Raw genomic sequence first — 19,063 nt, forward strand, 5'->3', positions numbered from 1 at the left:
TGGCTCGAAGCTCAGCTACAGTCTCACAGCTATATATCAGTTTTAGGAATGTAGCTAGGAATCTTGATGAACAGTACCTCGAAGGAAGTTTTGACCTCTCTACACAGCATCATAAGCTTGCGCTCTGTTGCCTAGCAATGAGCGTCGGTACGTTGTACAGAGCGCAGACGAACTTCCTAAACATTATTTTTCAAACTTATAAAACTCGCTCTCTGCCGCTGCTTGTTCGGCTGCTTTGGTATAACGACGAAAGTTAATTGGGTTCTTTTGGCGCATAATTGTCATGATGTGGTGCGGGTTCATGCCTATCAAAACATGATTTGTCCCGAAGGTATGCCTTCCTTGGTCAGATGTGAAGTCAATGCCAGTGCGATGACGCAATCTGTCCACCAGGGTAAGAATGCCTCCATACGTGAGTCGCGCTCCTGCATTCTGAGGCGAGTAAGACACAAGCATCGGATTTTCAGGACTTATTCTTGTCCTTGCGCCTCACACCATTCCAGATATTGATCGAGGACTTCTCGCGCTTCCTGATTAAGCGGAATTGTCCTTTTGCTATCTGATTTTGCTTTACGAATTCGTAATCGAGTGCGATCAATATAATCCTCCATGTTCAGCTTGCACACCTCACTAGCTCGCAATCCATACAGCAGGAGCAGCAGAATCGCCAAGTTTCGCTCTGATAGAGTTATTTCTAAAAGTACCGCTGCCAGGATTTCTTCAACTGCTTTGTCCGAGAAATTTCTCGCTTCGGGTTCGGGCAGTTTCGGTAGATCGATTTCCAGTGTGGGATCAAAGTCGATGTAGCGCGGTGCCTTCGGCTAAGCAAAGCTTTCCGCATCATTCAACCGAAAAAGTTCTTAATGTGCCTAAGATTCGCCCTACAGTCGTATCTAATAGCACTCATTGATCACTTTTTTCGCGCATCAAATGTTCGTTGAACTGTGCTACAAGTCGAGGACTTACCATTGCCTAAGGTGCATTTATCCAATCGGTGAATTATGCAACTTGAGCAAATTATATTCAATCAATCAAGAGTGATATGCAGGGAAAATTAATGCTGATGCAATAATGAGCCATTGTCAACACTGCTGTTTTTAGATATTGTCTCTATTAATCATTGCTTCACTCCCTTATAAGTACCCCACAAGCCTCCCAATTCGGAAAAGCGCTTTATTATCCTTACATCGAAATCAAGATGTCAATAGCTTAAAGAGAGCCTTGCTGCACTGGGATGGAGTACGGCGAGTTGTGCCTAAATCTGTTTGTCCTAATAGACAGTTCAGAAATTCGTTAAGTTATAGATGAAGGATTGCTTGAGAATACTTCTTCTGAAGATTATCTGACCGATGCAGAGCAGTATTTTCTAAAGACAATAGAGCGTGTGGATTTTGATTCAAATCGAGATCCGGATCTATCTCGATTAACTGTTTTTGGGACCTTTGCTCTGAGCCAGTTTCAAAAGTTCGAGATTTTGGATTTGTTACACTCGTAGAAGCTGTAAGTCTTACTGTGTAAGCATTTTACCCGAAAGTGTCGAAATAGATCCAGCTCCGGATCTATTTCGTTGCCTCTGGCTCGCGCGAAGCGTGTCCAAACCCTATCCGTTATTTTGTTCAAAGTTCTAACTCGACTGAAGTCGGAAGTCGATTGCGACCCCAAATCTCTCCACGACAAACATTATCTCTCCAGCAGTTCCACGTCCGGCGCTTTCTCCCCAACTGCTTGATAAAAAGCAGATTCCGCTGCTGCTAACCGTTTGCCCTGAATATAGCGTTCAAACACCTTCTCAGAGCGATGCCCAGTGAGCGTCCGCGCCAGTAGCGAGTCAATACCCAATTCCACTAACTCTGAGGCATAAGTATGGCGAAACCGATGAGGAGTCAAGTTCTCAATCCCTGTTGCTTCCCCTAACCGCTGTTTGGCAAAGTAGTAAATGCCTTGATAGCCGAGGCGTTTCCCGCGATGGTGGAAATCGTAGGACAAAAACATTGGACTGTCATCGCTCAAAACTTCGCGCTGCCCTCTTCTGCGCTCTAGATAAGCCTGAATCTGTTCTCGCGCCGCTTGCCGAATGGGAACGATCGCTTCCTCGCCATCCTTTTTCCTCACGAATCGCAGTCGCGTGCCGTCGTAATTCCCAACGTTCAATTGCGCCACATCTTCAGCTCTTAACCCATGCGTTAGCACCGCTAACAACGCTCGATCGCGCCAATTCACTTCTTCATCGCCGGAAAGCTCTTGTGCGATCGCCTGTGAAATCGCTTCCATCTGTTCCTTACTCAAATGCCGGGGCAAGGGTTTGCCCAACTTTTGAAACTTCACCGCAGCAGTCGGTAACACCGCAGTAATGTCCATATAGCCCGCCAATTGAAACCAGCGGTAAAAGCTTTTGAGTGCAGTCAGTGCCTGATTAATCGCAGCCGGAGACAGAGGTTTTCCCTGTCGAGTCGTACAATCTTCGATCAAATATCGCTTGAACTGAGCAATCTCTCTTGGTGTCACATCGATCCATGCTTTGCTGCTCCAAGCGATAAATCGTTCTAGCTCGATGCGATAAGCTTTTTGACTATTGGGAGCAAGATTACTCGCTTGCAAAAACTCCTTGATCCGCTCCAGACGTAAATCTGGGACTTCAACCCGCGATCGCTCTGCCCCATCGACTTTTCGAGCGCTGATTGGTACGAATGCTCGCGCTTCTGAATTGGCAACCACCATCCGAATTAAGGGATTAAAATCTGCTGTCATACCGCCTCTCGTCTGGCTCACCTAATGCTTACAAATCAAATGTACCATGACCATCGTGTAAGATATGTGACCAATATCTCGGTCTGACTAAAGTCTGACTATACAAAACAATAAGAAATTTTAGTACAAATGTATTACTAAGGCAATATCGTTATATTTCTCAGTTTGAGGGGATTTAGATCAGGTCTTCTGACTTTAATCTTGAATGCAATCCGGCGAACTGCGGTAGAATACAGAACATTTGTTCGACTTTTCCATCATGACTTCATCTCCACCCGCCAATTACGACGCATCTTGGAAAGAGGCGCTTGAACGCTACTTCGAGCAATTTCTTGCCTTTTTCTTTCCAAACATTCACATCGAAGTGGATTGGCAGCACGGTTGTGAATTTTTAGATTCCGAGTTTCAGCAAGTGGTGAGAGATGCTGAGGTAGGCAAGCGGTTTGTCGATAAGTTGGTTGTGGAGATCGAAACAAATCGAGATCCAGATCTATTTTGATTTATCGTTTTTAGAACCTCAATTGTGAGCTGGTTTTAGAAGCTCAAGATTTTAGAACTGTTCCATTCATAAATGTTGCAATCATTGCACCGCAAGTATTTCATCAGATGATGTCGAAATAGATCCAGATCCGAATCTAAATCGATCTAAGCTTATCATTCGTTTCATTCAGCACTCAGGCTCTTTCGGAACTGACAGTCGATGATGACCCTAAATCTCGCCAGCATAGCAGTCCGTTCCTTGGTCTTCTAATTGATCGCCACCGAGTAACAGCCCTATCCACACTTCAATCCACGGCAAGTTGATCGATTGCCCAAACGTCTATAAAGAAACCAACTCTACTTCAGCCACTTCCAAAATACGCTGAAATCGCCTTGCCTACGCTTCTATGTCCTCCTCATACATTAGTGCAATACACTTCCATTAGTGCATTACACTTCGAGGTCAATTTCTTCGACTTCAGGCGTTGCTTCCAACCCCTTATCATTTCTCCTTACTCGGTATCGGATTCCTGTGCCCCTATCTCCCGAACTTTGAATTCTTCCACATCGGTTAATAAAAGATACTTCCTGATCAACTCCTCGTCAAACTCGGCACGGCGATTCATTTTGTTCAGTAACTCGCGTCGTCGCTCCAGCACTTTCAGGTAAATCGATTGGTAGCCTGTTAATGAGTTCTGCCATGCAAAATTTGATTCTGCGAGTTGCCGATCGAAAAACTTCAGATCAATTTCGAGCTTCGAGAACAAATTATCCAAGTGTTCGTTTCGCGATCGCTCTGCACCATACTTTTCTTCCAAAAATCGAAGCGAAGCCAGTGCGATTTTCTTCTGAATGATGATCTCCTGCTGTTGTTGAGGGATAAGAGTGAAGCGATCTCTGAGATGGACTTTGCGGATCAGCCAGGGCAGCGTTAATCCTTGAAATACTAGAGTAATGAGAATGACGATGAACGTGATGAAGAGAATGAGTTCACGGTAGGGAAACGGCTGTCCTACTTCAGTTAGTATCGGGACGGAAAGCGCGGATGCGAGCGATACCACGCCGCGCTTTCCCGCCCAGCCAAAAATCAGCGGACCTCGCCATCCCGGATTCGGGTCTGACACCGGGATAAAACGGCTCATCACTCTCATCCAAACAGAAGTTCCTAACGTGCAAAGCAGCCGGGTTGCGATCAGCACGATCGCGATGATCAATCCATACCCAACAGCACTGCCTAAACTAATGTTGCCAAGCTGCTGAGTGACAAACGGCAATTCGAGTCCGATGAGCAGAAAAATCAACCCATTCAAGACAAAGACTAGATTCGTCCATACATTCACGCCTTCAATCCGGCTCCGGTAGCTCAGTAAACTATTGCGCTTGCTCGATAAGAGCAGTCCACCACTAACGACCGCTAGCACGCCCGAAACATGAAAGTGTTCAGCAAAGTAATACAGACAGTAGGGCGTGACCAGTGTTAAGACGATTTCGATACTAGGCGTTGTCGGTAATAAGCGATGAATGCCGTAGAAAATCAAGCCAACCACGAGTCCGCTCAGGATTCCGATGAGAATAACAGCGACGAAGTTAACGGCTGCGGCTTGAAATTGGAACTGTCCGGTGAGGACTGCCGCTAATGCGAAGCGAAACACGATCAGCGACGAGGCATCATTCAGTAGACTTTCGCCTTCGACAATGCTGACGAGCGATTTCGGCACGCTGACCCGCCGCATGATTGTCGTTGCGGAAACAGCATCAGGGGGTGAGACAATGCCACCCAACAAAAAGCCCAGCGCTAAAGTAAAACCGGGAATAATTGCACTAGAGACGATTGCGATTACGCACGAAGTTAAGAGGACGATCGGAAACGCAAACCCGATGATCAGCCCTCGCCATTTCCAGAATTCTTTCCACGAGACTTGCCACGCTGCCTCATAGAGCAAGGGCGGGAGAAAAATAAGGAAAACTAGCTCTGGATTAATGGTGATATTTGAAAACGGAGCAACGAAACTCAGCGCGAGTCCACCCAATACAAGCACGATCGGGTAAGCCAATTGCAGCTTATTCGCGAGCATGACCAGTCCGAGAATAATCAAGATCAGGCAAATATATTGAATGAAAATGTCTTGCATTAGGAGTTGAGTTTATTCACACCAAGGTTTTCTCGAACAAATTTTCCTAACGTAAGTTAGCAGGTGGGTTTGCAGGCACAGTCCAAAAGTAGACATTGTGAGTTCGTCCATCCACTTCTACTTGTGCTGTTTGTTCGGGTTTCCACTCGCCCATATCAAAATCGTGGGAGACAATCCGCGTTCCAGGTTTCAATTGACTCAATAGCTGGGGTCGAAGTTTGACATTTAATTCGGGTAGCAAGTACAGCGTGACGACCGTTGCGTCACTAAAATTGCTTTGAAAGAGATCTTGATTGAGGAAGCGAACGCGGTCAGTTACGCCTGCTTGTTGGGCATTCGCATTTGCTTCGCTGATTCGCTCCGGATTGATATCAATTCCCACTGCACGGCGTACCCCCCGTTGTTGCACCGCCGTAATCGGAATGCGTCCATCGCCGCTCCCTAAGTCATACAGCACATCGTTTTGATTGACGTTGGCGATTGCTAACATGCGCTCAACGACTTGGGGTGGAGTTGGCACATACACCACATCGGGCGAACGTAACGGTGGAGACTGGACAGGAGGCGATTGTGCTTCAGCCGGAGCAGATTCAACCGTTGCATCGCTAGTGCGGCTACTACAGCCAGTACTGATGAGACTGATACTGATCGCGCAGATCACGATCGCTCGGTACAGTGAAATCATAACTATTCTCCAGATTTCTAACGTTGACTCGATGAAGTTCGATTCGTCCACCACAGCAAAGGTAATCCCAGCAAAAGCACAACCACCCCAAGTAAACCGCCCCATCCGGTATAAGCTAAACTGGCTTGCAGCATATAGAGACAAATTCCGCAAAATAAAAGTGGAGTCAGGGGATACAACGGAACTTTAAATGAACGCTCAACATCCGGTTCGCGCCTGCGTAGGACAAACAGCGAGATGCCGCTGAGTAAAAAGAAGAACCAAAACGCAGGAGCCGTGTAGTCTACCATTGTCTCGAATCCTTGTCGGGTGATACTCCCGACAAGGACTAGCAACAGGGCAATTGCACTTTGTACCAGCAGTGCATTGGTCGGATTACTTTCGCGTCCGCGTCCCAGCAGGGAAAAAATTGAGAAGTCCCGCCCTAGTGCATAGTTCGTTCGAGCGCCTGTAAAAATGGTGGCATTGATCGAGCAAAGGGTTGCGATCGCGACTAATCCACTGATCAAGACCACCCCAACAATCCCGACCGTCGATCGCATCAACTCAGCCACGACTGCCTCCGATGCTGCCATCCGAACCAATCCTAATTCTCGAACTAATGCCCAGTTAATCAACAGGTAGACCCCTGTGATGATTGCAATGCTCCAAACCAGAGCAAGAACAATGTTGCGCTGTCCGTTTCGCACTTCTGTCGAAATGTAGGCTGCTTCGTTCCAACCGCCATAAGTCAGCAACACAAAGACCAGAATAATCCCAAGATTGCTAGAAGCGGGAAGGCTGGCTTGAGCGGTGATCGACGCTTGAACAGAGGTGTAAGTTGCGGGATCAATCGGAACCCCCGAAGTTGCTCCAAATGAGAAGGCAAGACCAATCCCGGATACGATTAACAGCCCAGCGACTTGAGCTACGGCTAAAACATTCTGCACCCACTTGCCTTGTTGAACGCCCAGAATATTTAATCCGGTGAAAATAACAATCGCGATCGCAGCATAGATCGAAGCAGAATAAGTGCCGAGCCGCCAAAGTTGCGAAGCATAGTCGCCGAATACAAACGCTAACAATGCGATCGACCCGGTTTGAATCACACTCAGCCGCGTCCAAGCGAATAGAAACGCGATCGCCCTGCCAAATGCACGTCTCAGGTAATAGTAGTTGCCGCCGGGATGGGGGTAGGCGGTCGCCAGTTCAGCATAGCAAAGTGCCCCAATCAACGATAGGACTCCACCTAGAACCCAGGTGAGGAGTGCAACAGTTGCACTGCCCGCGTTCGCAGCCACTAATGCAGGTGTTTCAAAGATCCCTGCACCGATCACTAAGCCGACGATTAGTGCGATCGCATCCAGCAAGGACAGTGTAGGTTTTAGCGTAGTCATTTGACGAGAGAGTAACTTCAAGATTCTGCTCCTTGATGCGAACAGTTGCGACGAGTCGTTTCTGTGCTTTCGATGCGATCGCTTTCGGCTGGAGTCCTTGCATCATTTCTTGATCCGGCTTTAGTGTAGGGTAGCCAACCATTTCACGATCTCCGGATCGCGATGGTCGAGGAAGCTGCTCTTCTTCGTATCCAGCGTTGCGATCGTATTCATATCTTCAGCGCTCAGTTCAAAATCGAAAATGTTGAAGTTTTCAGCAATTCTTTCCTTCCGAACGGATTTTGGAATCGCAACGACTTCTCTTTGGACTAGCCAGCGCAGAATCACTTGGGCAACCGTCTTCTGATATTTCCCAGCAATCGAAAGTAGGAGTTCGTTGTGGAAAATGTTGTGCTTGCCTTCAGCAAACGGTCCCCAGGATTCAATCTGAACTTTGTTTTCCTGTAAAAATTTCTGGGTTTCAATTTGCTGATTGAAGGGATGGGTTTCGAGCTGATTGACCGCAGGAACCACTTCGTTGAAAACCATCAGATCCATGATTCGATCCGCTTGGAAGTTGCTCACCCCGATCGCTCGAATCTCGCCTGCTTGATGCAATTCTTCCATTGCTCGCCAGGAACCGTAGATATCCCCAAAGGGTTGATGAATAAGATAGAGATCTAGATAGTCCAATTGCAGTTTCTTGAGCGATCGTTCAAAAGCCTTTTTTGCCTTTTCGTAGCCAGCATCCTGAATCCAAAGCTTTGTGGTGATAAAGATCTCTTCCCTGGCGATACCACTTCTTGCAATCGCTTTGCCAACGGCTTCTTCGTTTTGATAGGCAGCGGCGGTATCAATCAAGCGATAGCCAACCTGTATTGCTTCATACACGCTTCTTTCACACTCTTCAGCATCAGGTACCTGGAAAACACCGAACCCTAAAATGGGCATTTCGACACCATTATTTAAGACAACCTTTTGCATCGTTTCTCTCCAAGCTGTGCTTTTTTCCGTAGCAGTTAGCAAGCCTGCTATGGTTCAGGGCTGACCGTTGCCATTCGGCTCAATCTGTCAGGATGATCTGGTCTGAGGGGCAGTTATGCTAGACCCAAATCCTGCAATCAGCTTCAGCGACCTGTCAGTTGCTCCAACTTTTCGGGGTATCTTGCCCCTTGCACCGTGATTTTGGCAGCGGCATCATCAATGTCCCGCAGATCGGTGGGCGTGAGTTCGACTGACACTGCCCCAATGTTCTCCTCTAGGCGATGCAGTTTCGTAGTTCCTGGAATCGGAACTATCCACGGCTTCTGAGTTAGGAGCCACGCAAGCGCCATCTGAGCCGGAGTCGCCTGCTTTCGTTGCGCGATGTTGTTGAGCAGATTAATCAGGCTCTGATTTGCTTTGAGCGCGTCTGATGTGAAGCGCGGCAGGGTGCTGCGGAAGTCGGAACTATCGAAGGTTGCGTTTGTGTCGATCGCACCTGTGAGAAAGCCCTTACCCAGTGGGCTATAAGGAACCAAACCGATTCCAAGTTCTTCAAGGGTCGGGATTACTTCTGCTTCAGGCTTTCTCCACCACAGCGAGTATTCGCTTTGCAGCGCGGTGACTGGCTGAACGGCATGGGCGCGACGGATGGTTTGCACACCTGCTTCCGAGAGTCCAAAGTGTTTTACCTTGCCTGCCTGAATTAGCTCCTTGACTGCTCCTGCCACGTCTTCAATGGGCACGTTCGGGTCAACCCGATGCTGATAGAGCAGGTCGATCGCCTCTACTTTGAGGCGCTTGAGCGAGCCTTCCACGGCTGCCTTAATGTGTTCCGGTTGGCTATTGAGTCCGGGTGAACCCGCCATTCCACGAGGATCTTTATCAGGACTGAGGTCGAATCCGAATTTGGTGGCAATTACTACTTGGTTGCGGAAGGGAGCAAGGGCTTCACCTACCAGTTGCTCATTCAAGTACGGACCGTAAACTTCAGCGGTGTCAAAGAATGTAATGCCGCGATCAACAGCCGCATGAAGCAGATTAGTCATCTCCTGCTTGTCTTTGGGCGGACCATAGGAAAAGCTCATGCCCATACAGCCCAAGCCAATTGCCGAAACTTCTAAGTTGCTGTTTCCAAGTTTGCGTTTTTGCATTGTTTTGCTCCATCAGGTAGCTGTGGGAGGTTCCACCTTGGTTGCTGTGCAGCTGCATCTCATCTTGATTGTGGGAAACGGCAACTCATCAGCACCAAGACGGAGCGCGTCTTCATCCTTACCAAGGCTGCGGGGTGGGTCCAATTGTAAATTCGTTCACGTTTGTGTCTTCTGGCTGGTCGATCGCAAACGCCACCACCTTGGCGACCCGATCCGGTGAGATGCCATATTGCTGATACAAGGCTGTCATTTGTTCAGCCATATCCTGATTGGTAATCTGACCTAACAACTCAGTGTTGATGGCAGCAGGATAAAGGGTCGCAGTCCGAATGTTCGTTCCCTCTTGAGCCGACTCTAGGCGGAGAACTTCCATGAAATCGCGCACGAACCATTTCGTCCCACCATACACTGCACCTCCTGGATAAGCTTTTAATCCAGCCACCGATGAAGTGGCGATCACATGCCCAGACTTTTGACTAATAAACGTTGGCAACACCGCAGCGATACCATTGAGGACACCCTTGATATTGATATCCACGGTTCGATTCCATTCATCGGTTTTCAAGGCAGACAGTGGAGAATTTGGCATGATACCAGCGTTCAAGAAAATAACATCAACGCCACCAAAGGTTTCCTGAGCAAGCTTAACGATCGCAGTGTTATCTGATGGGTTCACCACATCCATCACTTGATATGCTGCTTGTCCGCCAGCGCTTTGAATTTCATCAACCAGTTGTCTTAGTTGGTCTTCACGACGCGCACCTAGTACGACTTTAGCGCTTTCGCTGGCAAGCAATTTTGCAGTTGCTTCACCAATGCCTGATGATGCGCCAGTAATAATCACAACTTTGTCTTTAATCATCTGATTCCTCTGTTTGTTGAGTAACTATTAAGTTCTCTGCTCCGACCATCACTACACCGTTTGACCGCCATCGACGACCAAGGCGTGTCCGACGACGAAGGCAGCCGCGTCCGAACACAACCAGACGACAGCATTGGCGATCTCTTCGGGCTGCCCCATCCGTCCGATCGGCTCCTCTGCGATCACCTGTTCGCGTCCTTCAGCAGTGCCGCCAGTGAAGCGCCCCATCATCGGGGTATCAATATAACCAGGGGCAACGGCATTAACGCGGATGTTCTGCGAGGCGTAGTCAAGAGCCGCCGACTTGGTGAGTCCAACCACGCCATGTTTGGCGGCGGTGTATGCAGCTCCACCCTTGATGCCGATGACCCCGGCACCTGAAGATGTGTTGACGATCGCGCCGCCACCTTGCTTGAGGAGCAGCGGGATTTCATACTTCATGCACAGAAAAACGCCGCGCAGGTCGGTGTCTACGATCCGATCCCACTCTTGCTCTTCGATTTCCGCTGTTGCTGCATTCTTCTGCTCCACACCAGCGTTATTAAAGGCAAAGTCCAGCCGCCCAAAGGTTTCGATCGTCTTGTCCAGAGCCGCCTTCACGTCTTCGGCTTGCGCTACGTTGCATTTAATAGCGAGCGATCGTCCGCCGAGTTCTTCGATCATCTGTGCCGTTTCTTGATTGCTCTGTTCTGAAACGTCAGCGACCACCACATCAGCACCCTTACGGGCAAATGCCAGTGCTGTCGCTCGACCGATGCCGTTCGCTGCTCCGGTTACAAACGCAACCTTTCCTATGTAGTTTCCATTCTCGTTCGTTGTCATTTTCTACTCCTTGTGTTGCTAATTCGGAAAGTCTTTACCGGGATTTCTACGATTTATTGCTGGGTGGTGGAGCCAAGGACGTGCATCTCGATGCCCAAGAATTTCGAGCACGGAGATCAAGGGCGATATTGGTCGTCGCTGACCTGTTCCATCCAGTCCACATTCTTGCCATCAAGTGCTTCCTGAAGGGCAATGTGCGTCATGGCTGTCGTCGGTGTGGCACCGTGCCAGTGTTTCACTCCTGGCGGAATTTGCACCACATCACCGGGTCTAATTTCCTGAATGGGTCTGCCCAATTGCTGGACATATCCGGAGCCAGCCGCCACAATCAGCGTCTGCCCTAACGGATGGGTATGCCACGCGGTTCGCGCATTCGGCTCGAACGTTACATTTGCGCCAGATGTGCGGGCTGGATCGCGTGCTGCGAACAACGGGTCGATGCGGACAACCCCTGTAAAGTTTTCGGCAAGTCCTTTCGTGGAGGGCTGCGAGCCGTTTCGCCTCACCTCTACGATTGGTGTGTTATTCGACGGGGCTTGTGCTTGTTCCACCGGAGCGAAACCCAAAGCCAGCAGAGAAGATGACACGATCGCGGTCGCAAGCAATTTCATTTCTATCTCCTTTAACGGTTTCTACTGAATTCGCTCGATCATCGCTTCTACAGAGCCAGGCACATTCAATGCCTTGATGTCACCGTCTATTTTTCCGAGGATCACGAGTCCGTCTGAGTATCCAAAATCTCGGTAATAGATCGCCAAGTTCCCCCAGGGAGCGTAATAAGCAATATCTCCAACAGATGGATCACTGCCTGGGGGTGCATCTTCTGTCGATAATCTTTTGGGCAAATTACTAATTTTTTCGGTCTTCGCGTAATCTTCTAACGTCAGCGTTAACGGCAGCAGGGAAACAAAATCCTGCGTCGTTTTGCTGTCGATCAAGGTAGCTGTCACAACTTGGTTTCCGACCTTGATGTTGATCTTCATGCTGTTTGCTTGCGGGGTTGATAGTTCAGTCGGCAGCTTCGATGCGGCACTGCTCGGCATCCTGTTATCGGCATGGCAGGCTGAGTAACTTAGAGACATCGCTAGAGCAAAAACCCAAATTAGCAGCCTCTTCTGGTAGTTTTTTCCCTGGGTAGAGAACCTTCTGAAAAGCATTAGGATTTTCCTTCATACTGCTCGTCGCTGACCTGTTCCATCCAATCCACCGCCTTACCGTCGAGTGCTTCCTGAATGGCGATGTGCGTCATGGCTGTCGTAGGTGTGGCACCATGCCAATGCTTCTCACCCGGCGCAAACTGAATCGCGTCTCCGGGTCGAATTTGCTCGATCGCTCCACCCCATCGCTGTACTAGACCGCAACCCGCTGTCACGATCAAGGTCTGTCCCAACGGGTGGGTGTGCCACGCCGTTCGAGCACCAGGCTCAAACGTGACACTGGAACCGGACGTGCGGGCTGGATCATGCGCCTCGAATAGGGGATCAATGCGAACCGTGCCCGTGAAATATTCGGTTGATCCTTTGGCAGAAGGCTGTGAGCCACTTCGTTTGATGTCCATTGTCTGAATTGGGTTACTTAATGCCACACGGGCTGCTGTCCAATCGTAGAGATTGAGTACTGGCTGCTTCCTCTATAAGCAGGGATGAAAATTGTTAAGCAGCAAGGTTAGCCTTTCTACCGTTCGAGTTGTCAATCAGCAAATCCTTGCTCAATCAAACCTGAAGGCTTTAGCGCTGTAGCTCGGCCAATGCCGTTTGCTGCTCTGGTGACAAAAGCCACCTTGCCTGTGAAGTTTCCATTCGAGTTGGGTAGTATGGTTTCTCCTGCTAGTTCGCTTACCGACCGAGATGCTGATTAAAAAAGGACACAAGCTTATCCCACGGGATCAGGTTCACCCGATCGTACAAATCGACATGTCCCGCGTTCGGAACGATGTAGAGATCCTTCGGCTCGGCTGCACGCTTGTATGCATCTTCGCTGAACTCCCTCGAATGGGCATTGTCACCCGTGATGAACAGCATGGGACGAGGCGAAATCGTCTCAATGTCATCGAACGGGTAGAAATTCATGAATTTGACGTTGCTGGTCAGTGTCGGATGTGTTGTCAGTTTCGGCAACGAACCTTTGGGGGTGTATTCGCCCCTGGGAGTGCGATAGAAGTCATAGAACTCACGCTCGATGGCAGTGGAGTTCTCATTTAGTTGATGCACGGTTCCGCCTGTGTATTGGGTCTCGCCGCCCGTGAACTCCGCATAGCGTTGCTGGGCTGCCGCTGCGATCGCTTGCTTTCTCTGCTCAAGGGTCGTAGAATGCCTCAGCCCGTTACGATTGGCTGCACCCATGTCATACATGCTGACCGTCGCAATGGCTTTCATGCGTGGATCGATCTTGGCGGCGCTGATCACGAAGCTGCCGCTGCCGCAAATCCCAAGCGCGCCAATCCGATTTCGGTCAACGAAGGGTCGGGTGCCCAGAAAATCGACCGCAGCACTGAAATCCTCGGCATAAATATCCGGCGAAACAACGTTGCGAGGCTGCCCCTCACTCTCGCCCCAGAAGGACAAATCGAGGGACAAGGTAACGAATCCCTGCTCAGCCAGCTTTTGGGCATATAGATTTGAACTCTGTTCTTTGACTGCGCCCATTGGGTGCCCAACAATGATTGCCGGATTCTGGGTGTTCTGATCTAAGTCTTTGGGAATGAAGAGATTCCCGGCAACCTGCATGTTGTATTGGTTTCTGAACGTAATCTTCTGCATGTTCACCTTGTCGCTTTTGTAGAAATTGTTTGCTCCCTCGACCACAGCGGACTGTTGCACGGGTGCTTGAGCGCTCTGACGCGAGACGGGTGTTTTGTCGATCGCAAATGCTGCTGTTGTGCAGATTGCACTCATCAAGAGGGTTGGTATTAGAACGCGGTGTTTCATTGAGTTCTCCATGTTGATGCTTTATCACGCAAAGCTTTCCCACAGCGACCAATGCCTGCCGTGGATTTGAGGATGCTTCTCGTGCAATTCTGAGAAGCGCTTGACCAAACAAACCTGAGTGTTCTCTTGAAGAGAAATCCAGACGATTATAAGAAGCCGGAATCACGTTTCATTGCTTTAACCTCATTCTAGGCATCCTGGAAAGCAAGCAATAGGATGATTGTCTAGGATGGTTGTACAATCCTGCAAACTTGCACCAACTTCGATTCAAGCCACGCTAGATTCTATACAGGCTTAACTGCCAAACCCTTTCTAGACCTTGATGTGTCTATAAATCTATTTGGAACGAGTATAAGAAATGAACGCTGCAAGAACGAGTGAAAAGTCTGGTAGAGCTTTGATGAATGACCCTCAGGCAAAGCGCGAGGCAGACCGATCGCAAGCCAACCGGGAGGAACTGACCGAGCGAATGGCACGGGCGATTCGTCACGATGGCGTTATCGAACCGCTGAAAGGATTGCACTTCTATCGCACCTCCTTCCCTTCGGAGTGCCTGCATAGTGTCTCGATTCCTTCCTTTTGTGTGATTGCTCAGGGCAGCAAAGAAGTGCTTTTGGGCAGCGATCGCTACCAGTACGACCCAATGCATTATTTGCTGGGGACAGTCGAACTGCCGATTGCCAGCCGAATTCTAGAAGCAACCCAGGAGAAACCGTACTTGGGTCTTCGTCTCGATCTCGACCCCACTCTGGTTGGTTCAGTCATGGTTGAGGCGGGCTATCCTTCAGGACAAAGGGGGGTGAGTGTCAAAGCCATCGATGTGAGTCCATTAGATGCAGACCTGTTGGATGCTGCTGTACGGCTCGTCAGGCTAATAGATTCCCCGGCTGAAGCGCATGTGCTCGTACCCCTGATTAAGCGGGAGATTCTCTACCGACTCCTAATGGGAGAGCAAGGAAATCGGCTGCGTCAGATTGCCGTTCTCGGTGGCTACACCCACCACATTGCTAAGGCTGTTGATCGGCTGCGTCAAGACTTTAACCTGCCGCTACGGATTGAAGCGATCGCACGGGAGTTAGGCATGAGTGTTTCGGGCTTCCATCATCACTTCAAGTCGGTTACGGCGATGAGTCCTTTGCAGTTCCAGAAGCAACTACGGCTTCAGGAGGCTCGTCGCCTTATGCTGGGGGAAAACCTGGACGCGACTAGTGCAGCTTACCGAGTCGGGTATGACGACGCTTCGCACTTCAATCGGGAGTACAAACGGCTCTTCGGTGTACCACCGATGCGAGATGTGGCTCGGTTGCGGGAAACCGCTAGAGAGACCCTGAGTTCAACATGATCTCCTGTCGCATGAAGAAGACGTAGAAAGATGGTCAGCACAATTGAGCGCCCATTTAGAATCCCGTCCTCAAGAAACAACGTCATTCTCAGCGTTGGTTGAGGCATTGGATCTTCCAGCCAGTGCAATTCGGCTGGCGCTGCTGCTGGGCGACCATCCCTATGAACTGCGGCGCAAGCACGACGATTTCTACAGTGAGGTGGGCATCAAGGTTGTGCGAAAAGACGAGCAGGATTCGGCCTGATGGAACTGACGAACACCCTATGAAGCGGCACTAACCGAGAATCGTAACCGGGATAGAGAAAGATAGGGTTCAAGATAGACTTAGAAACGGACAGATAGAGTTTGAGATAGGGCTACGCTGCATTGATGCGTTTTTTGAATTGAGCTACATCTGGAAACGCTCACGCAGTGAGGATTTAAGAAAGAGTGCTATGCTCAACCTGGATCTAAAACTATCTCGTCAGCCCGCAAGAATGGGCATTTCGAGCGGGTTAACTTCAACCACGTTAAAGCCGTGAATATGGGTTAAAAAGCTTGTTTGCTGAGAGTTGTAGCAATCAGAGACTGAAATGTTAAAGTTTCGATCAAGGGTCGGGTAAGAGAGAACAGGTCGCCCTGTCTCCCTCCCCTCAGAACGACTCGTGATACTTTCGCATCAAGCCGCTCAAGCCTCATACTTCACAGAACTCCACCTGCATGAAGATGTTTGTGGCAGGCGACGTGCAAATGCACAAGATTGTCGATCGAATCCGTGCCGCCTACTTTCACAGCTTTGCGATGGTGGGTATGCAGTGCTTCCCCATTGAACAGATGCTCTCCACAGAGGGGGCATTGCCATTGCTGGTTTTCTGCCACTTTCCTCAGTTTCGAGCCATTCTCCCACCGGATCTTGCCGAACTTGGTCAAGCGTTTCATCCAGTAGTCGTTTAAGCTGGGGTCGTCTGGAGAAGCAATGCCTTCAACCTTAACGTGCCGCTCGATGGGAATCGATGCTGCTCGAAATAAGTAGATGAAGGTCGTCTCTCCCCGTCGATTGCGTGTTCGTGCGAAGAACGCCCATGTTCGGTTTTGATGAGTGCGGAAGTATTTTTCCTTGACCCATTTTCGACCTTTGTTCGGGTGTCTTCGTTTTGCCCAACGCCAGAGTGCTTGCCAGACTTGTTTGTCAAAGTAGGACAAGACCTGTTTGCTGCTGCCAATGCGGTAGTAGTTTCCAAACCCCCGAATGATGGGATTGAGGTAGTTGATGACCGTCTCCGGACTGACTTGTTTATGATTTTTCAGCCAGGTTCTGATCTCCTTCAACTTGTTGAGAACCTTTTGTTTTTCAGGCATTCCCAAAGTTTTACCTTTGAATTGCCGAAAAGTCACTCCTAGAAAATTCACGCCATCATTGATATTTCTGATGGTTGTCTTTTCTGGATTCAGTTCTAACCCTCTTTCCGCTAACCATTGCTGGATCACCGGGACAATCTTCTCAATATCTTTCCTCGTCGTTGCAGTTACCAGCATGTCATCTGCATAGCGAATATAACCGTATGCGTTAGACTTTCTCGTTCTGTTTCTGACTTTTCCCCGACCTTTATCAAAGAACGGAGCAGGCTTAGATTTTTGGTATTGAGATAAAAGGTCTTCTAATCCGGTCAGAGCAATGTTTGCCAAAAGTGGCGAACATATTCCCCCTTGCGGTGTGCCCTTTACGGTTGGGTAGAAGACTTCGGATTCTACATACCCTGCTTTCAGCCATTGTTTGATCAATTCTCTGCCTGGTGTTGCTCCAATAGCATTCAGAATCGATTCATGGCTGATGTTGTCAAACGCACCCTGAATATCCGCATCAAGAATCCAGCTATCCCGCGCTCTGCTAAACCGATTGTGGCATTGCACTAGAGCATCGTGACATCCTCTTCCGGGGCGAAACCCATAGCTGTTGGCTTCAAATCGAGCTTCCCAACTCGGTTCGAGTGCATTTTTGACCATTGCTTGGGCGACGCGATCTTGCAGAGCAGGAATTCCGAGCGGTCTTTGTTTTCCGTTCGATTTCGGAATATAAACCCGTTTAGTTGGGCGAACTTTCCACATCGTATATTCCTGCATCTGATGAACTAGCTTCACTCGGTCAGCGGGTGTTAAGGCTCGCTGACCATCAATCCCAGCCGTTTTCTTGCCCTGATTTTCGAGTGTGACTCGTCGCACCGATAGCAGCAGGTTGGCGTAACTGCGTAACATCAGTTTTGTCAGGCTTCTCACCCGATTCCACTGGTGGTTCTGTGTCGCACGATAAATCCGCTGTCTCAGGTTTTTCACCCGCTTTTTGATCAACTTCCATTGAATGGTTGTCCAATCCGTCAGTGGTGCCTTTGCTCCGATTTCAAGGTTGAATCTATCTTTCACTCTGGTTCAATTCCTTTACGTTGGTTTATCGTTTGAGACCATTGGGAAGTCTGCTCCCTTTCAGGATGGGGCAAAGTTAGAACCCCTATCTCTTAAGTTACTAAGAGCCTTCGCTTTCTCCCGTTTCCTTTACCCGCTAGATGATTCTGCCTTCCTTACGGTTGACTTACTCAAAGGTTCGACCTAGCTTTGAGAATCTATCGGGCTTACCCTTTTCGCTGCGCTCTACCTTCGCTTCGGACTTAGGTGCCAACTCTATTCCGGTGAGACTTGAGACCTGCTGTTCGCTACTCCTATAACTAGCAAACCTCTCCTGAAACTCTTGCGAGTGATTCAGTTTGCTCACGTACCTTTTGGTTCAGGTGTGACAACCTCATTTCACCTGTTAGTCGATAACGGAACTGATGTTGATTCACAGATGTTCACCTTATCCAGCTTTCCCTTGCCCTGACATTCCTGGAGGTTAGGAATGGTTCAGGCTTTTGTGCCTTGCACTCCATCAGGGTCATTACTTACTGCTGATGTAGGCGGGGTCAGTGACCCTTTTACACGGGAACATGGGGCAGGAACCCAAGGGGAAGACGGCTTCCCAGTAGAGGCGCAACGCTGAAGGTCGCGCATAGGGATCGATTTAGTTCCGGATCTCGATCTGTTTCGATCTCTACACTGGGAAACTCACCTGCAATTTTGTCGATCGCGCTTTTCAGTTCTGTCTCTGCTTCAAGATCTTGCTCAACAGGTTGATAGTACAAGCTGCTCCGATTCATCGATAACACTTCACAAATCTGCCGCACTGAATAGTTCGGTTCAAGCTCAACTACGATTTGCCACTTTGTTTCGTCATTGAGATGCTCGATGCTTTTTTTGCGATCTCTAACTGCATTATGGTCAATTTTCTCACCATCTGTTCGAGATCCGCAATCCGCGACTCGACTTCCGAAGCTTGCCCAACTTCGCCAAACACCGACGGAGATCGTTCGACAAATTCGTTTTGCCATCGCGTTAACACACTGCGATGTACGCCATGTGCTCGACTGATCTCGGTTTGCGTCTTTTCTCCACGCAGCAGTTCGAGCACAACTTTGGCTTTGAATTGGGGCGTATATTTCTTCGCTTGATTTGACATGCACTTGATCCTACTCCTTAAACGGTTCTTTGTTGCTTTTGGAGTGGTCTAG

The 19,063-nt window shown here is 49.1% G+C and carries 20 protein-coding genes; 3 read left to right on the top strand and 17 right to left on the bottom strand.

The annotated features are described in order from the left end of the window. Positions 1 to 183: 183 nt before the first annotated feature. The 3 genes from ACQ4M5_RS07870 to ACQ4M5_RS07880 all read right to left on the bottom strand — a co-directional run bounded on the left by ACQ4M5_RS07870 (position 184) and on the right by ACQ4M5_RS07880 (position 2,748). Positions 184 to 456, bottom strand: coding sequence for a hypothetical protein (locus tag ACQ4M5_RS07870; RefSeq protein WP_430675030.1), 273 nt, complete (start codon positions 454 to 456; stop codon positions 184 to 186). Positions 457 to 470: 14 nt separating this feature from the next. Continuing rightward, a complete protein-coding gene (locus ACQ4M5_RS07875; RefSeq protein ID WP_430675112.1) occupies positions 471 to 803 on the bottom strand; it encodes a tyrosine-type recombinase/integrase in 333 nt (110 codons plus the stop codon). Between the two features lie 877 nt (positions 804 to 1,680). Then, positions 1,681 to 2,748 carry a tyrosine-type recombinase/integrase gene (locus ACQ4M5_RS07880; RefSeq protein WP_430675031.1) on the bottom strand — a complete coding sequence of 356 codons (1,068 nt, stop codon included), beginning with the start codon at positions 2,746 to 2,748 and terminating at the stop codon, positions 1,681 to 1,683. A gap of 259 nt (positions 2,749 to 3,007) precedes the next feature. Between ACQ4M5_RS07880 and ACQ4M5_RS07885 the strand changes: the two genes are divergently transcribed. Next, positions 3,008 to 3,247, top strand: coding sequence for a hypothetical protein (locus ACQ4M5_RS07885; RefSeq protein ID WP_430675032.1), 240 nt, complete (start codon positions 3,008 to 3,010; stop codon positions 3,245 to 3,247). 493 nt (positions 3,248 to 3,740) lie between these two features. Here the strand turns inward: ACQ4M5_RS07885 and ACQ4M5_RS07890 are convergent, their stop codons facing one another. The 11 genes from ACQ4M5_RS07890 to ACQ4M5_RS07940 all read right to left on the bottom strand — a co-directional run bounded on the left by ACQ4M5_RS07890 (position 3,741) and on the right by ACQ4M5_RS07940 (position 14,146). Beyond that, on the bottom strand, positions 3,741 to 5,360 hold the full coding sequence (locus ACQ4M5_RS07890) for a Na+/H+ antiporter (RefSeq protein ID WP_430675033.1): 1,620 nt from the start codon (positions 5,358 to 5,360) through the stop codon (positions 3,741 to 3,743). Between the two features lie 46 nt (positions 5,361 to 5,406). Further along, positions 5,407 to 6,045, bottom strand: a complete 639-nt coding sequence (locus tag ACQ4M5_RS07895; protein ID WP_017292073.1) for an SAM-dependent methyltransferase — start codon at positions 6,043 to 6,045, stop codon at positions 5,407 to 5,409. A gap of 17 nt (positions 6,046 to 6,062) precedes the next feature. Beyond that, the gene (locus ACQ4M5_RS07900) at positions 6,063 to 7,442 is read right to left on the bottom strand and encodes an APC family permease (RefSeq protein ID WP_026149123.1); all 1,380 of its coding nucleotides are present in this window, start codon (positions 7,440 to 7,442) and stop codon (positions 6,063 to 6,065) included. Between the two features lie 99 nt (positions 7,443 to 7,541). After that, the gene (locus ACQ4M5_RS07905; protein ID WP_430675034.1) at positions 7,542 to 8,384 is read right to left on the bottom strand and encodes an aldo/keto reductase; all 843 of its coding nucleotides are present in this window, start codon (positions 8,382 to 8,384) and stop codon (positions 7,542 to 7,544) included. Positions 8,385 to 8,527: 143 nt separating this feature from the next. Next, on the bottom strand, positions 8,528 to 9,535 hold the full coding sequence (locus ACQ4M5_RS07910; protein WP_430675035.1) for an aldo/keto reductase: 1,008 nt from the start codon (positions 9,533 to 9,535) through the stop codon (positions 8,528 to 8,530). A gap of 118 nt (positions 9,536 to 9,653) precedes the next feature. Continuing rightward, positions 9,654 to 10,397: an SDR family oxidoreductase gene (locus ACQ4M5_RS07915; RefSeq protein ID WP_430675036.1), complete on the bottom strand. Its 744-nt coding sequence runs from the start codon at positions 10,395 to 10,397 to the stop codon at positions 9,654 to 9,656. A 51-nt stretch (positions 10,398 to 10,448) separates the two neighbouring features. Next, positions 10,449 to 11,219 carry an SDR family oxidoreductase gene (locus ACQ4M5_RS07920; protein WP_430675037.1) on the bottom strand — a complete coding sequence of 257 codons (771 nt, stop codon included), beginning with the start codon at positions 11,217 to 11,219 and terminating at the stop codon, positions 10,449 to 10,451. Between the two features lie 116 nt (positions 11,220 to 11,335). Further along, complete coding sequence (locus tag ACQ4M5_RS07925) at positions 11,336 to 11,830, bottom strand: (R)-mandelonitrile lyase (protein WP_430675038.1); 495 nt, start codon at positions 11,828 to 11,830, stop codon at positions 11,336 to 11,338. Positions 11,831 to 11,851: 21 nt separating this feature from the next. Beyond that, the gene (locus ACQ4M5_RS07930; RefSeq protein ID WP_430675039.1) at positions 11,852 to 12,301 is read right to left on the bottom strand and encodes a cyclophilin-like fold protein; all 450 of its coding nucleotides are present in this window, start codon (positions 12,299 to 12,301) and stop codon (positions 11,852 to 11,854) included. A gap of 74 nt (positions 12,302 to 12,375) precedes the next feature. After that, a complete protein-coding gene (locus ACQ4M5_RS07935; protein WP_430675040.1) occupies positions 12,376 to 12,804 on the bottom strand; it encodes a (R)-mandelonitrile lyase in 429 nt (142 codons plus the stop codon). Between the two features lie 250 nt (positions 12,805 to 13,054). Beyond that, the gene (locus ACQ4M5_RS07940; protein WP_430675041.1) at positions 13,055 to 14,146 is read right to left on the bottom strand and encodes an alpha/beta hydrolase; all 1,092 of its coding nucleotides are present in this window, start codon (positions 14,144 to 14,146) and stop codon (positions 13,055 to 13,057) included. Positions 14,147 to 14,504: 358 nt separating this feature from the next. Here ACQ4M5_RS07940 and ACQ4M5_RS07945 point away from each other — a divergent pair, with 358 nt between their 5' ends. Beyond that, complete coding sequence (locus tag ACQ4M5_RS07945; protein ID WP_017292084.1) at positions 14,505 to 15,488, top strand: AraC family transcriptional regulator; 984 nt, start codon at positions 14,505 to 14,507, stop codon at positions 15,486 to 15,488. 94 nt (positions 15,489 to 15,582) lie between these two features. Then, positions 15,583 to 15,732 (top strand): hypothetical protein, encoded by a 150-nt coding sequence (locus tag ACQ4M5_RS07950; RefSeq protein WP_017292085.1) that lies wholly within the window; start codon positions 15,583 to 15,585, stop codon positions 15,730 to 15,732. 437 nt (positions 15,733 to 16,169) lie between these two features. Here ACQ4M5_RS07950 and ltrA read toward each other — a convergent pair whose 3' ends face one another. The 3 genes from ltrA to ACQ4M5_RS07965 all read right to left on the bottom strand — a co-directional run bounded on the left by ltrA (position 16,170) and on the right by ACQ4M5_RS07965 (position 19,011). Then, positions 16,170 to 17,885 carry a group II intron reverse transcriptase/maturase gene (ltrA, locus tag ACQ4M5_RS07955; RefSeq protein ID WP_430675042.1) on the bottom strand — a complete coding sequence of 572 codons (1,716 nt, stop codon included), beginning with the start codon at positions 17,883 to 17,885 and terminating at the stop codon, positions 16,170 to 16,172. A 545-nt stretch (positions 17,886 to 18,430) separates the two neighbouring features. After that, positions 18,431 to 18,652: a hypothetical protein gene (locus ACQ4M5_RS07960; protein ID WP_430675043.1), complete on the bottom strand. Its 222-nt coding sequence runs from the start codon at positions 18,650 to 18,652 to the stop codon at positions 18,431 to 18,433. Positions 18,653 to 18,702: 50 nt separating this feature from the next. Further along, on the bottom strand, positions 18,703 to 19,011 hold the full coding sequence (locus ACQ4M5_RS07965; protein WP_430675044.1) for a transposase: 309 nt from the start codon (positions 19,009 to 19,011) through the stop codon (positions 18,703 to 18,705). Positions 19,012 to 19,063: the final 52 nt, after the last annotated feature.

The sequence above is a fragment of the Leptolyngbya sp. AN10 genome (assembly GCF_050565645.1).
Classification (GTDB): domain Bacteria; phylum Cyanobacteriota; class Cyanobacteriia; order Leptolyngbyales; family Leptolyngbyaceae; genus Leptolyngbya.